Genomic DNA, 12,921 nt, shown 5'->3' on the forward strand with positions numbered 1-12,921 from the left:
AGGCGGCCGCTCCGCTATCCCACCGATTTTCTTTCTTCAGGATTTTTTATCCAGTGCATGGTAGATCTCGGCTTCGAAAAACTTACGCCGGTGATCGGCCGATTTCCTTCTGGACACTTCACCATTCTCAAAAACACGGCTGCATACATAAAACGGCGCTTCAGCGTTATCTACAACCTGCCATTTGCCATGAAGAGCAGGCTGACTGCCAAAATCCACAATGAAATTTTGCCCAATAGACAATACCGGATAGTTGCATTCCACCTTAGCTGACGCCGCTTTGCCATGGGTCTTGTTGAACTTCTCCACAATCAACACCCCTTCATCATAAAAACAATCATTATCCAAAATTTCCAGTCCAAACCTGACTCGCTCTTTTCTCTATTAAATACCCGAACTCCAGGCAGATCTAAACACTTCATCCTTTCCTCAGGCAGACACAAAACTGACATGTCCAAAGGTTTTCTGTTATCGGATAAGTGGTAATTAAAAAGAACAGCTTCGTTTTGCAGCAAGAAAAAGGGGTTCACTGACAAAGGGTTCCGTTTACTTTGATCAGCAAAACGGCAAAACGTGTTCGGAGGTGCATCATGAAGTTTCTGGAGTATTGGATTTACCTGTTCTTGTCCATTTTCAAAATATATTTGTTCAGCATCTATTCAGGGACTGAGTTTCATTTCAGTTTCTTTGTCCTTAATTTGGCTTCCATTGTCGTCTTGTCCAGCTGGACACTGTTATTGAGCTACAAAAAACGCAGATGGATCCTATTGACATTGTTGTTTTTGCATAGCACCCTGTTGGTTTCCGATCTGTGGTATTACCGCTATTTTAATGACTTGCTGTCCATTGCCCTGCTTTCTGATATTACGCAGATGAGCGATGTGGGAGGTGGATTCCTGACCTTAATCCAAGCGAAAGATTTCTTCTTTTTCGCCGATTTGGTGATTTTTTCCCTCATCCTGTTTGCCACCCGCAATAATCCAGAGACGGTAACCCGGAAGAAAAAAAGAATCCTTGCCGGATCAGGCTTCGCTCTTGGACTTGCACTAGTTATCATTCCCATCGCAACCAGCTACACAAATGAAGAGCAATGGCTGGTCGATGAGCCGATTTCAAACATGCGTGAATATTACCAGCTTGGCTTTTGGGGCTACCACGGCCTGGATTTTGCACGGGGGACCGGTGCATTCCTTAAAAAGGATCGCCTTACGGCAGAAGAAGAAGCACGGATCCGGGAGTTGAATCCCGAAACGCCGTCTGCTGTTTCCGACTCGGAAAAGCCGAATATCATTGTCGTCCAATTAGAGTCCTTCCAAACATCAGTGATTAACCAAGAGGTAAATGGACAGGAACTGACCCCTCATTTGAATGCGTTGAAAGAAGAGTCGATTTTTTTCCCGTCATTCTATCACCAAACACACGAAGGGCGGACTTCCGATGCCGAGTTTATTACACTGACCTCCCTGCATCCCTTGAAATCAGGTTCTGTTTATACGCAATACGCCGAAAATGAATTCGACGCGTTGCCCGAACTGCTGAAAAACGCTGGCTATGATACAGCGGCCATGCATGCTTTCGAAAAGGATTTCTGGAATCGCGACGATTTCTACAAAAATATCGGCTTTAATCATTTTTTCAGCCAGACGGATTTTCCGGACAATCAGGACATCGGCATGGCACTGAACGACAAAGATTTTCTTACCACTTCCATTGAACTTACCGAGCAGTTAGAGGAACCCTATTTCGCCTTTATGGTCGCATTGTCAAGCCATACTCCCTATGAAATACCGGCGGAACTTGAGCAGCTGGATTTGGCCGGCTATGAGGATCCATTGCTGAAAGGCTATTACGAAACTATTCATTATGTCGATGGAGCTGTCGGAGTGATGATGGAAGAGCTGAAGCAAAGGAATATGTGGGATGATTCCCTCATCATTTTCTATGGCGACCACGACAGCGGCCTGACTCAGCCCAACAGTGAAATGGCGCAGGAGCTGGGTGCAAAAACCGAGGTGGAGCTGTTTGAGCTTGACCATCAGGTGCCGCTCTTCATCAAAGAGCCCAATACGGAAAGTGGCAGCACTGTCGACGATCCCGGCGGGCAAATTGATATCGCTCCAACCATTCTCGATCTAGTGGACATCAATCCATCTTATATGCTTGGGCAATCCCTGCTGGATGATGACAGTAATTTGACTGTTTTCCGTGATGGCGCTTTCCGTTATGAAGAATTTTATTTTGAACCTAATTTGACCTCTCCCGGCGAAAGCGGGATCTGCTACAATACCACGCTGGGTACGGAAGTTGAATTCGATCAATGCAGTGACCATATTGAAACTGCCGCCGATCAGCTTCGCCTATCCGATTCCATAATCCAAAAAAATGCGCTGAAAGAAATCAACACTAGCGAAAAGTGACAGAAAACCATCTTCGTCTATAATACGAGGATGTTTTTTTCTGATCACCGAGGTACTCTAATGTCTTTTATCGGATTTCCACTATATGATGGAATTATTAAGAACTGAGCGCAATTTCACTGTAAAGGATGATAGCCATGAGAGCGCTGACAAAAACCGGACTGCTGCTTGCCTTTCTCGTTGTATTAAGTGCATGCAGCAACAATTCTCAAGACAATGGCACAAATGCCGGCCAATTGAACGATGGCAATCCGGCCCCTTCTTTTGAGTTGGTTGACCTGGAGGGCAATGAACAGAACCTTGCTGACTATGCCGGCCAAAAAGTCTATGTGAAATTCTGGGCATCCTGGTGTTCAATTTGTTTGTCGGGAATGGAAGAGTTGAATACATTAGCCGGTGAAGAAACGGATTTCGCGGTATTGACCATTGTATCCCCCGGCTCCAATGCCGAAAAAAGCACAGAGTCATTTGCCAAATGGTTTGATGGGTTTCCGAATGCTGAAAACATTACCGTACTATTGGATGAAGGCGGTACCTTCTTCGATGAATACGGCATCATCGGCTATCCGACTTCAGTCTATATCGGATCAGATGGAACACTCGTCAAAAGTCAGACGGGCCACTTCAGCAATGAAGAAATCAAAGACAGTTTTGACGCTATAAATTGAAAAAATGTGTGTCTCTCGGCTGCTTGGCCAAGAGACACACCTTTTTTTGTTGAGGACAGTTTTTATTAGGGCTATTTGGGGATATATGAGCGTTCGCGGAGATTTGTGGGCGCTCATCAAAATTTAGAAGCTCCTGCAAGAGTCTTCTTCCAAGAAGATTCAACTGAAAATGAAAAACAAACCTCAAACTCGCAGCATCTCCACTGGAGGTTTTTTTCTGAGGAACCTATTCAGTTGATCTATCGTTATACCTGTAAAGATTTCAGTTGCAGAAGGAGGATTTTTTTCATGTATACGTATAGCTCATTTGAAAATTCCGGCACATTCACTTTGCTCAGGCCCATTCTTTTTCTGCTGCTCACCACGGCAATTCTTTTATTCATCACCATTTTGATTCCTAAAATCCGGAAAAAGCTGCTCAATGGATTTTCGGTCATCAGCTTGTCGCTCATTACCGTACTTGTCGCGGTGCAAGTCGTTTATTACCATGCGATTATCGTCGATGAAATCGGACTGGGCGGAGATGCGGTTTCCTTGTACCTGTTTCTTGCCATCGCTTTTTTGGGTGCAGTAAATACCGCACTCTATATCTCGATAAGCTATAGGAAGTTTTTTCTGAACGCTTATAATAAATAAAATCCAATGCCCATAATCAGGTAGGCCGCGAGCAAGGTCAGCCCTTCAAACCAGTTCGACTCCCCGTCGTTCATGACATTGATGGCGAGGAAAACCGCCGTAATCATCGCCACCAGTTCTGAAACCGTGAAGACCAGCGGCATCTGCTGGGGCATGAAAAGGGAAATCAGCACCAGTATCGGTGCAACGAACATGGCGATCTGCAAAGTCGAGCCGATGGCGATTTCCACAGCCACATCCATCTTGTTCTTCATCGCCATGATCAATGCTGAAGCATGCTCAGCGGCATTCCCGACAATTGCGACGATGATGACCCCGATGAATAATTCAGACCAGCCGAACTGCTCCCCCACCTCTTCAAAAGTATGGACCAGATTTTCAGAGACATACGCTACGATCAAGGTGGCGATCAAAAGGATGATGAGTGCTTTCTTCTTCGGCCATTCGGGCTCCTCATGAGCAGATTCCTGTGCTGCGTCAGCATGGCTATAGACGCCGCGATGCGTAACCAGCTTGAAGAAAAGACCCGCCAAATACAAGAGGATCATGATGATCGAGATGCCGACACTTAATTGGATGGTCTCGGTTTCATTCATCGTCATCGAAAAGATTTCCGGAATCACAAATGCTACGACCACCGCAAAGATCAGCAAGCCGGAATTATGGGTGGCGTCATGGACATTGAACATTTGCCGCTTGAATTTGATGCCCCCCAGGAAAAACGACAATCCGCCAACCAGCAGCAGATTGCCCAATACCGAACCCGTCAAGGAAGCCAATACCACCCCGACCAGCCCTGCCTGCAGCGCGAAAATGGAGATGATCAATTCCACCGCATTTCCAAATGTGGCATTGAGCAGGCCCCCGATGCGCGGACCGCTGACGATTGCCAGACTTTCTGTAGCTCTTCCCATAAAGCTGGATAACGCGACTACACTGATGGAACAGATGAAAAACATGGCAATGCTCGGCCAACTCAGAAAAGAGCCGATCACCGTCAAGGGCACTCCCACTGCCACTAAAATCCCAAATACCCGATTCATAAAATCCCTTCTTTTCATTTTGATAATAATGGATACCCAGTTTTTCGAATTTCCTAACATGAAAAAACACGCCCAGCCACCAAGTGGCTGGGCGTGTTTCAGGTCAATTTTTCAGAAAATCTTCTTTCATGAAAGAAGGGTTCGGGTAGCTGTAGAAGCCTTCACCGGTTTCTCTTCCAAGCTTCCCTTTATCCAGGTATTGGGTCTTCAGCATGTTCGCCAATTCCACGAATTTGGGATTGCCGGTAGCTGCCGCTTTCGCCTGGACGATGTTGTGGGCCGTGTTGATGCCGACCACATCCAGAATAGCAAAAGGGCCAAGCGGCGCACCTGTTGCGATCATCCAGGTCTTGTCGACTGTCTCGACATCCGCGACCTCTTTGACCAGCAGCAGTTCAGCCGCTTCCAGGAAAGGCACCAGCAATGAATTCAAGATATAGCCCGGCTGCTCTTTATGCAGAGGCAATGCCACCATGCCGATTGCTTCAGCAAATTTGATCATATCTTCAAAAACGCTGCCAGCCGTTCCCGGATGCTTCATGATTTCAGCGGTATTGTTGATGCGGATCGTATTGGCGAAATGCAAGGCCAGGAACTTTTCCGGACGTCCTGTCGCTTCAGCAAACTGGCTTGGCAGGAGCGTCGATGAATTGGTCGCAAACACCGTTTTTTCTGGAGCGGCTTTGCCCAGTTCTGTATAAAAAGCCGTCTTGATGGCTGCTACTTCAGGAATCGCTTCAATCACCAAATCCGCATCGGCGACTGCTCTGGCGAGATCGGTATGGAACGTCAAGCGGTCATACGCGGCATCCACTTCTTTTTCACTTGCCCCCATGTCATTGCGGTAATTTTTCTTCAGCTTGGCCAACCGTTTTTTCGAGCCTTCAATCGCTTCATCATTGATATCATAAATGGTGACATCAAACCCTTTAAATGCTGTTTGGTAGGCGATTTGGCTTCCCAAAACGCCACTGCCTGCAACTGTAATTTTCTTGTAATCCATCATCATTCTCCTCTGTCTACAATTATCTTAATGTCAAATCAAAGAATTCATATTGCCTTCGCCGCTTTGACTGTGAATCCTGTTATAATTCAGGGGAAAAATACCCACTTTACCACTTTAATCTGAGAAGAATGGCAGTTTCGTCCGCACTGTTCTGTACAATGGACTCAGCAGTTTCCGCAACGCATAGACTGGAGGCACAGGACTTCGGCTATGCCACTGAATCCACTCCAATGCAATCAGGCTTAAAATCAGCCAGATAGAGCCGGCTATATAGCCCGCAAGAACATCGCTCGGAAAATGGGCGCCGAGGTAGATGCGGCTGCTGCCAATTAGCAGGACAACAATACTAAGGATCGTGACCGTCAGCCATTGAATCCATGCCCGCTGGCGTGTCCGGACGACCAGGTAAATTACAAAACCGTAGAATATCAATGCCCCCATTGAATGCCCGCTCGGAAAGCTGTAGCCGACAGCGTCAATTTCGGCATTGATGCTCGGACGCTCCCTCGAATATAAACTCTTCAGCAACAGCGTCAGGAGCGAGCCGCCTCCTATTGCGACAACAAAAAACAGCATGCCCCATTTATCCTTCATTTTAAATCCCAATACTCCCAGGATAACGATGGATAATACCGTCAAAAACCAGGCTGAGCCCATTTCGGTGAAGACGAACATCACCTTGTCCATTCTATCATTCGCTCCTGCTTCCATCCCGCTGATGATGAATCGGTCAAACAAGCCGAACTCCTTTTCCATCACTTCTTCCGCCAACTCCACAAATAACACAATAAAGAGTGCCGCAATGCCCAGCCCAGCAAGCAACAGCAAGAAAGCCAAACCAGCCATTTTTTCATTTTTTTCCATCCCATCGCTCCTACCTATCGCAGATAATATCTCTTTACCCTTCTCTTTCGATGAATATGTGAAAAAAATAATTTTTTGGATCCTATCATTTGTTAGACAAGCAGTCCCGTGGTATTTTTATCAACAGAATAAGTAAATAACTCAGGAGCTGATTGTTTGGAACAACTAACTGGAAAAATAGCCATCATCACCGGAGCCAACAGTGGAATCGGCCTGGAAGCTGCTAAAGTATTCGCCGACCGCGGTGCACAGATTATCATGGCCGTACGCGACACCCAAAAAGGCGAGGCAGCCCGTGATTTAATTCTTACTGCCAATAAAGAAGCATCGATAAGTGTGATGAAACTGGATTTGGCGGACCTTGCAAGCGTCCATGAGTTTGCGGATCGTTTTAAAGAACAGCATGATTCACTCAATCTGCTCATCAATAATGCCGGTGTCATGACACCGCCCTATTCGAAAACGAAAGATGGTTTCGAATTGCAGTTCGGCAGCAATCATCTGGGGCATTTTGCATTGACCGGCCTGCTGCTGCCCTTGCTGAAAAATACGCCGGATTCCCGTGTCGTGACACTCAGCAGCCTGGCCCATAAAGGTGCCGTTATCGATTTCGATAACCTTGATGGCACAAAAGGCTATCGGCCGATGAAGTTCTACAGCCAAAGCAAGCTGGCCAATCTGCTGTTTGCCCAGGAGTTGGACAAGCGTTTTAAGCAGTACGGCTTAAAGTCATTAAGCCTTGCCTGCCATCCCGGCATTTCAGCGACCAATCTCTTTAAGTTCGGCAACCGGGATGCTCCCAAACTATTGAAGACATTGATGCACAATTTCCTGCAGCCGCCAGATATGGGTGCGTTGCCGACCATCTATGCGGCTACAGACCCCCAATTGACAGGCGGCGAATACATTGGACCTGACGGCAAAGGCCAACGTAAAGGCTATCCGACATTGGATACACCGCATGCCTCTGCCGGTGATCAAAAAGTATCGCAAAAACTATGGGAAGCCTCCGAACAACTGACCGGAGTGGAATTTAACTTCTCCCATCCTGCAGTCCAATAAAGAAAAGCCACTTTCATGTTTATCCCTGAAAGTGGCTTTTCCTATTCATTACACTTCTCTCACTCTAGCAATACCTTTCTGGAATGCTTGTCGAGAAACTCCTCGATGACAACACGGTGGCTTCCGACCATCTTTTCCGGCAGTCCCTCTGGGGCAAAAAACTTAAAGCTCAACGATTCTTTTTTATCGACAATCAGTTCACCATGGTATTTATTCGAATAATAAGCGAGCGTCACTACATAGAACTCATCACCGTTTTCAGCCACCACAAAATGCTGGGGGCCTGAGTAGACGTTGATCAAATTCAGTTCGTCGATCGTCAATCCGGTTTCTTCCATGACCTCCCGTTTCGCAGTGTCTTCTGTAGATTCTCCAAGCTCCATCAGTCCGCCTGGCAGTCCCCACAGATCTTTCGGGAATTTCCGTTCTTCCAGCAGCAAGTGCCCTTTTCCATCTACAATCACCACTACCGCCCCGACAAATATCAATGGACGGTGACCAACAATTGCTCGAAGTTCTTCTATATAACCCATTTATTATAACCCCTTATTTTTTTAATAAGTTCCATCTTCAAACTCTACCCGCGCATCCGCTTCCGGAATCCCCATACCGCAAGCCCAAATATCACCGCTGTATAGCTGATTACCCATACCAGCGGGGTGAAAACTGCGCCGTAGTCTCCGGCAAAGGCGGCTCTTGATGCGTCCACGGCATGGGCAAACGGCAGCAGATAAGCGACTGTCTCGAAAATACCGCCGATCATATCAAGCTCAAACCAGGTACCGCTCAGCCAGGTCGTGATATTGACGAAAATTGCAAATATCGCACCTACTTGCCGGTCTGTGAAAACAGTGCCAAAGAAAAGACCGAATGCGATATAGAGAAGTGAAATGATCGCCAGTACGCCGAATGCCGGAATCGCAGCAAATGTAATCGGCATGCCCAGCAGCAATGCCGTTCCATAGCAGGCAGCCATCTGGATGAACGCCACCGGCAGCAGCGGCAGCGCGTAACCGATCAGGTAATCGGTCGCAGCCATCGGTGAAGCAAAAATCCTCATTAAGAAAGAGCTGCTTTTATCGCGTCCGATGAGCATGCCCGTAAACAGGGTGATAAATGAAAAACTGAAGACAATGATGGCAGGTGCCAGCTTATCCAGGGTAAAAAGATCAAACGGCATATTTTCAGCCATCATCGAAAACAGCCACAGCATCAACAGGGGCAGAATCATGCCAAAAAGCAAGGTCATCGGATCGCGCAGAATCTCTTTGCGGTTCCGCTGCGCGAATGTCAGAGCTCTCATCCGGTCCCCTCCTCTGCCGTCAGCTTGAGAAATACATCCTGCAGTTTGGCTTGACCCGTCTGCAGCTTCAATTCATCCAAGGTGCCAAGAGCGCGCAGTTTTCCTTTATGCATAATGCCGATGCGGTCTGCCAGCGCCTCCACTTCTTCCAAATAATGTGTCGTCAGAATGATGGTGACCTGTCCTTTCAAATCCAGCAGAATCTGCCACAGGTCCAATCGTGCCCGAACGTCCAGCCCGACTGTCGGCTCGTCTAGAAAAATGATTTCCGGTTCTGAAATCATCGCCATTGCGATGCTTAAGCGGCGCTCCAATCCGCCTGACAACGTCTTGCCTTTGCTTTTGGCCCGATCCTCCAGACCAAACTTGTCCATCAGCCGAACCGCTTTTTGTTCTGCAGCCTTTTTATTGGAACCATAAATCCGGGCAATAAACTCCAGGTTTTCTTTTACAGAAAGATTGCGTGCCACTGCCGTTTCCTGCGGTGAAATGTTCAGCTTCTTCTTCACTGCTTGCGGATTTTCAGCAATGCTGTCGCCCAGCATGATGGCATCTCCGCTGGTAGGTTCCATCAGGCAGCTCAGTAGTTTGATGGCCGTCGTTTTCCCCGCTCCATTTTCACCCAAAAGCGCAAAAAACTCCCCTTGCCCGATGGTCAGCGAAAGATGATCTACGGCAACCCGATCCTTGAATGTTTTAGTCAATTCGTTAATCGCTATTTCCATGGATCCCAAACGCCTCCTTTTCCTCCATTCTAACGCCATTTGCCGCTGATGGATAATAAAGCAACAAGCCATCGCACACATATTTAAAGCGAATAAAAATTTTTAAAATAATTGAAATTTTGTGGTATTATTTTGTCATTAGTAATATAATTTAATCATAAATAATGAACTGAAATTTCATGCGGCCGCATAAAAGAGTTCATTTATAGCTTTGTTGGATTTGCCTGTGCTGTATTCGAATTGTTGGGACGTACACAAATCTATCAATCAAAAGGAGAAAAAGAAGATGAAAAAGCTGTTTATGATCTTATTCGCTGTTGTGCTCGTATTCGGTTTTGCCTCCAGCTCATTGGCCGGCGGCAAAGACGACAGCCATGTAACGAAAATGGTTACGTTTGAAAAAGGCATCACGACCATCGTAACGACGACAGTTGATGTAAGCCATGACAAAGATGTAAAAGTTAAAAAATCAACCGATACTTCAACCGTCAAGAAATCCAAGAAAGATGTTTCTGAAAAAGTGGATGTGGTAGTGACCAAAGAAAAACATCCAAAAAATCATAAATTGTATCGTGAAGTAAAAACCGCAACCACCTATAAGGTTGTGAAGCTCACCAAATGGGACGAAGTGACAAAGACCCATAAAATCAAAACAACAACCACTCCCGTCAAAATTATCAAAACCACTGTCAATACGCTCAAACACAGAGGAGCACCCGGCAGCAACGGCAAAGTGATCAGCGATGAGACCAAAGTTCATGATGAGAAAAAATTCGGCAAACCGGAAGTGAAAGTGACAACCAAAAAACAAGTTTCCAAAGAAAATGTCAAAACCTCCACAACTAAAAAAGTCATCGATGTCAAAGTGACTTATGGCGAGTGGAAAAAACAACATTAAAACAGAAAGCGGGCTTTCCATCAAGCAATTGGTGAAAAGCCCGCTTTTTCATCTGTCAAAATTCCAATCCATCCACAGAAACGCTAAAATAATCCTTATAGATTCCAGACTGACTGACATAATGGAAATGAATGAAGGAAGTGATTTTTTGCTTACTGGAAAAACAGCCGTCATCACGGGCGGCAACAGCGGCATCGGCTTTGAAACAGCAAAGGGATTGCTGCAGATGAGCGCAAACATCATCCTGGCTGTGCGCAATGTTGAAAAAGGCGAAGCGGCACGAGCCGCTCTTATCAATCTTCACCCGAAGGCTCAGATTCGTGTCATACAGCTCGATTTGGCAGATTTAGAAAGTATCAGAGCCTTCGCGGAAAAGTTCAAAAATTCCTGCGACAAGCTCGACATCCTCATTAATAATGCCGGCCTCATGGCACCGCCCTATGCTAAAACGAAAGACGGTTTCGAAATGCAGTTCGGCAGCAATCATCTTGGCCATTTTGCATTGACCGGCCTGCTCTTGCCTGTTTTGGCAAAAACGCCGAAATCACGTGTTGTGACCATCAGCAGCCGTGCACATAGCCGCGGTTCCATCGACTTCACCAATCTCGATGGGGCAAAGGGCTACCAAGCGAAGCAATTCTATAACCAAAGCAAGCTGGCCAATCTGTATTTTGCACTGGAACTGGACAAGCGTTTGAAAGAGCATGGACTTGAGACCATCAGCATTGCCTGCCATCCCGGCGTATCTGCCACCAATATATTAAAACTGGGCAGATGGGAAATCCCGTTCGCCTTTAAACGCATCGCCAATCTTTTCCTGCAGCCGCCCGATATGGGTGCACTGTCGACATTATATGCTGCGGCCGAACCTGAATTGACGGGTGGCGAATACATCGGCCCACTCGGCCAGTTTCAGCGAAAAGGCTTTCCGGCACTGGGTACACCGCATGCCAATGCAACCGACCCGAATATCTCCCAACAGCTTTGGGACGTCTCGGAAAGATTGACGGCTGTCACTTATCCCTTCGAATCTTCTCTACAGGAGGGATCCAACTAATGCCAGCTGTTTATTCATGAGCAGTTAGCTGCCTGGGGTTCCTGCTGGCCAAAAATTTTCCGCACCCAGACATATTGTTTATTCCTAAGGGAATACTTAAGGGACAAGTATGGATTTCACACGCTACATCAATTTTCATCAATGGAGGAATTTTTTGCATGAGTAAAAAAAGCGTTAATGTGGGCGGCATAGAACTCAAATGGGATTTGGAAACAGGAGAAGCTCTTTTTGAAGGTGGCGATGTTGTCTTTTTCTGGACGACTGCTATGGAAACTTTCTTTGATACGATCAAAGATATTTCAGGTATAGAAGCGACGCAACTTGTCTTGGAAACAACCGGATTCCGCCAAGGGGTTATCGTAGGTGAAGGGTTCAAAGACATGAAGCAGATTGATGCATCGAACGTTGTCGAGTGGATTTCCAATACATACGCTCCTGCCGGATGGGGAAAAGTTGAAATCGTCGAAATGGATGCTGAAAAAAACACCTTCACGATGCATATACAAAATGACTGGGAATATAAAATGAACCTGCTGAAGAGCAAGGATTCAGAAGGCATCTTCGTCCCTTCGCATTATGCAGGGGTGTTGTCAGGTTTATTCGGCATCAATTTCTGGTATAAAATCATCCAGTACCAAAAAGAAGATACTCCCTATAGCATCGTCGAGTATTTCCCTTCCGAGGTGACGGTCCAGCAAAATATCCATGAACTGTCCCGAAAACAGGAAGCCGATCAAATCCGGAAGCTGGAAGCGTTAGTGGACGAGCATACGAAAGCTCTGCAGAATTTAGTGAAAGAGCTCTCCTCCCCTATCATTCCTGTGCTTGAAGGCATTATCGTAGTGCCGATGATCGGCACCTATGACGAACAGCGGACAGAAGATTTGATATTCAAAACCTTGAGCGAACTCCCGAAACACAAAGCCGAATACCTGCTGGTTGATCTGACCGGGCTGAACCAGCACATAACGGAGCATACCGCTTCCCTGATCGATAAGCTGGGAGCATCCGCCAGGCTTCTCGGAACAGAAGTCATCCTTGTCGGCATTTCACCGGAACTGGCAATCATCATTGCGCAGTCCCAGAATAGCTTGAAGGCTTTCGAATCTCTGCAAAGCCTGCAGCACGGAATCTACTATGCGCTTGGACGGAGCGGACGGAAAATCGTCTGAAACAGCAGTCTGGATTTCCAGTCATTACCGCTTCTTCTTAGAGACATTTCCTCCAGAAAAGAATATACTA

14 protein-coding genes are annotated in these 12,921 nt (G+C 46.5%); 7 read left to right on the forward strand and 7 right to left on the reverse strand.

The window, feature by feature from the left end; translation table 11 throughout:
* Window positions 1–36: 36 nt before the first annotated feature.
* Window positions 37–309 (reverse strand): hypothetical protein, encoded by a 273-nt coding sequence (locus AC1MEO_RS08760; RefSeq protein WP_480335665.1) that lies wholly within the window; start codon window positions 307–309, stop codon window positions 37–39.
* Between the two features lie 281 nt (window positions 310–590).
* Here AC1MEO_RS08760 and AC1MEO_RS08765 point away from each other — a divergent pair, with 281 nt between their 5' ends.
* The 3 genes from AC1MEO_RS08765 (at window position 591) to AC1MEO_RS08775 (ending at window position 3,721) form a co-directional block, all read left to right on the forward strand.
* Window positions 591–2,417: an LTA synthase family protein gene (locus tag AC1MEO_RS08765; RefSeq protein WP_480335666.1), complete on the forward strand. Its 1,827-nt coding sequence runs from the start codon at window positions 591–593 to the stop codon at window positions 2,415–2,417.
* 137 nt (window positions 2,418–2,554) lie between these two features.
* Complete coding sequence (locus tag AC1MEO_RS08770; protein ID WP_480335667.1) at window positions 2,555–3,085, forward strand: TlpA family protein disulfide reductase; 531 nt, start codon at window positions 2,555–2,557, stop codon at window positions 3,083–3,085.
* A 288-nt stretch (window positions 3,086–3,373) separates the two neighbouring features.
* Window positions 3,374–3,721: a hypothetical protein gene (locus AC1MEO_RS08775; RefSeq protein WP_480335669.1), complete on the forward strand. Its 348-nt coding sequence runs from the start codon at window positions 3,374–3,376 to the stop codon at window positions 3,719–3,721.
* Here AC1MEO_RS08775 and cax read toward each other — a convergent pair.
* The 3 genes from cax to AC1MEO_RS08790 all read right to left on the reverse strand — a co-directional run bounded on the left by cax (window position 3,709) and on the right by AC1MEO_RS08790 (window position 6,634).
* Window positions 3,709–4,764: a calcium/proton exchanger gene (cax, locus tag AC1MEO_RS08780; protein WP_480335670.1), complete on the reverse strand. Its 1,056-nt coding sequence runs from the start codon at window positions 4,762–4,764 to the stop codon at window positions 3,709–3,711. The two genes, AC1MEO_RS08775 and cax, sit on opposite strands and share 13 nt — an antisense overlap.
* A 103-nt stretch (window positions 4,765–4,867) precedes the next feature.
* On the reverse strand, window positions 4,868–5,767 hold the full coding sequence (locus tag AC1MEO_RS08785; protein ID WP_480335671.1) for a 3-hydroxyacyl-CoA dehydrogenase: 900 nt from the start codon (window positions 5,765–5,767) through the stop codon (window positions 4,868–4,870).
* A 117-nt stretch (window positions 5,768–5,884) separates the two neighbouring features.
* Entirely contained in the window at window positions 5,885–6,634 is a 750-nt protein-coding gene (locus AC1MEO_RS08790; RefSeq protein WP_480335673.1) for a phosphatase PAP2 family protein, read from the reverse strand.
* 156 nt (window positions 6,635–6,790) lie between these two features.
* On the opposite strand from AC1MEO_RS08790, the gene AC1MEO_RS08795 reads away from it, so the two are divergent.
* The gene (locus tag AC1MEO_RS08795; protein ID WP_480335674.1) at window positions 6,791–7,696 is read left to right on the forward strand and encodes an oxidoreductase; all 906 of its coding nucleotides are present in this window, start codon (window positions 6,791–6,793) and stop codon (window positions 7,694–7,696) included.
* Window positions 7,697–7,755: 59 nt separating this feature from the next.
* On the opposite strand, the gene AC1MEO_RS08800 is transcribed toward AC1MEO_RS08795, so the two are convergent.
* Genes AC1MEO_RS08800 through AC1MEO_RS08810 form a run of 3 tightly spaced genes read right to left on the reverse strand, consistent with a single transcriptional unit; the run spans window position 7,756 to window position 9,724 of the window.
* On the reverse strand, window positions 7,756–8,229 hold the full coding sequence (locus AC1MEO_RS08800) for an NUDIX hydrolase (protein ID WP_480335676.1): 474 nt from the start codon (window positions 8,227–8,229) through the stop codon (window positions 7,756–7,758).
* Window positions 8,230–8,273: 44 nt separating this feature from the next.
* Window positions 8,274–8,999, reverse strand: a complete 726-nt coding sequence (locus tag AC1MEO_RS08805; RefSeq protein WP_480335677.1) for an ABC transporter permease — start codon at window positions 8,997–8,999, stop codon at window positions 8,274–8,276.
* Window positions 8,996–9,724 (reverse strand): ABC transporter ATP-binding protein, encoded by a 729-nt coding sequence (locus AC1MEO_RS08810; protein ID WP_480335679.1) that lies wholly within the window; start codon window positions 9,722–9,724, stop codon window positions 8,996–8,998. The genes AC1MEO_RS08805 and AC1MEO_RS08810 overlap by 4 nt, the downstream gene beginning before the upstream one ends.
* A gap of 286 nt (window positions 9,725–10,010) precedes the next feature.
* Here AC1MEO_RS08810 and AC1MEO_RS08815 point away from each other — a divergent pair, with 286 nt between their 5' ends.
* From AC1MEO_RS08815 to AC1MEO_RS08825, 3 genes are all read left to right on the forward strand, one after another.
* Window positions 10,011–10,622 carry a hypothetical protein gene (locus tag AC1MEO_RS08815; RefSeq protein ID WP_480335680.1) on the forward strand — a complete coding sequence of 204 codons (612 nt, stop codon included), beginning with the start codon at window positions 10,011–10,013 and terminating at the stop codon, window positions 10,620–10,622.
* 148 nt (window positions 10,623–10,770) lie between these two features.
* Window positions 10,771–11,679, forward strand: a complete 909-nt coding sequence (locus tag AC1MEO_RS08820) for an oxidoreductase (RefSeq protein ID WP_480335683.1) — start codon at window positions 10,771–10,773, stop codon at window positions 11,677–11,679.
* 158 nt (window positions 11,680–11,837) lie between these two features.
* Window positions 11,838–12,851 (forward strand): STAS domain-containing protein, encoded by a 1,014-nt coding sequence (locus AC1MEO_RS08825; RefSeq protein ID WP_480335685.1) that lies wholly within the window; start codon window positions 11,838–11,840, stop codon window positions 12,849–12,851.
* The last annotated feature ends 70 nt before the right edge of the window (window positions 12,852–12,921 follow it).

It is taken from the genome of Planococcus sp. BI3 (genome assembly GCF_056680115.1).

Bases quoted from the DNA above. Each gene is read 5' to 3' on its own strand.
- AC1MEO_RS08765 (WP_480335666.1), top strand. From the start codon at position 591: ATGAAGTTTCTGGAGTATTGGATTTACCTGTTCTTGTCCATTTTCAAA.
- AC1MEO_RS08770 (WP_480335667.1), top strand. From the start codon at position 2,555: ATGAGAGCGCTGACAAAAACCGGACTGCTGCTTGCCTTTCTCGTTGTA.
- AC1MEO_RS08775 (WP_480335669.1), top strand. From the start codon at position 3,374: ATGTATACGTATAGCTCATTTGAAAATTCCGGCACATTCACTTTGCTC.
- cax (WP_480335670.1), bottom strand. From the start codon at position 4,764: ATGAATCGGGTATTTGGGATTTTAGTGGCAGTGGGAGTGCCCTTGACG.
- AC1MEO_RS08785 (WP_480335671.1), bottom strand. From the start codon at position 5,767: ATGGATTACAAGAAAATTACAGTTGCAGGCAGTGGCGTTTTGGGAAGC.
- AC1MEO_RS08790 (WP_480335673.1), bottom strand. From the start codon at position 6,634: ATGGAAAAAAATGAAAAAATGGCTGGTTTGGCTTTCTTGCTGTTGCTT.
- AC1MEO_RS08800 (WP_480335676.1), bottom strand. From the start codon at position 8,229: ATGGGTTATATAGAAGAACTTCGAGCAATTGTTGGTCACCGTCCATTG.
- AC1MEO_RS08805 (WP_480335677.1), bottom strand. From the start codon at position 8,999: ATGAGAGCTCTGACATTCGCGCAGCGGAACCGCAAAGAGATTCTGCGC.
- AC1MEO_RS08810 (WP_480335679.1), bottom strand. From the start codon at position 9,724: ATGGAAATAGCGATTAACGAATTGACTAAAACATTCAAGGATCGGGTT.
- AC1MEO_RS08815 (WP_480335680.1), top strand. From the start codon at position 10,011: ATGAAAAAGCTGTTTATGATCTTATTCGCTGTTGTGCTCGTATTCGGT.
- AC1MEO_RS08825 (WP_480335685.1), top strand. From the start codon at position 11,838: ATGAGTAAAAAAAGCGTTAATGTGGGCGGCATAGAACTCAAATGGGAT.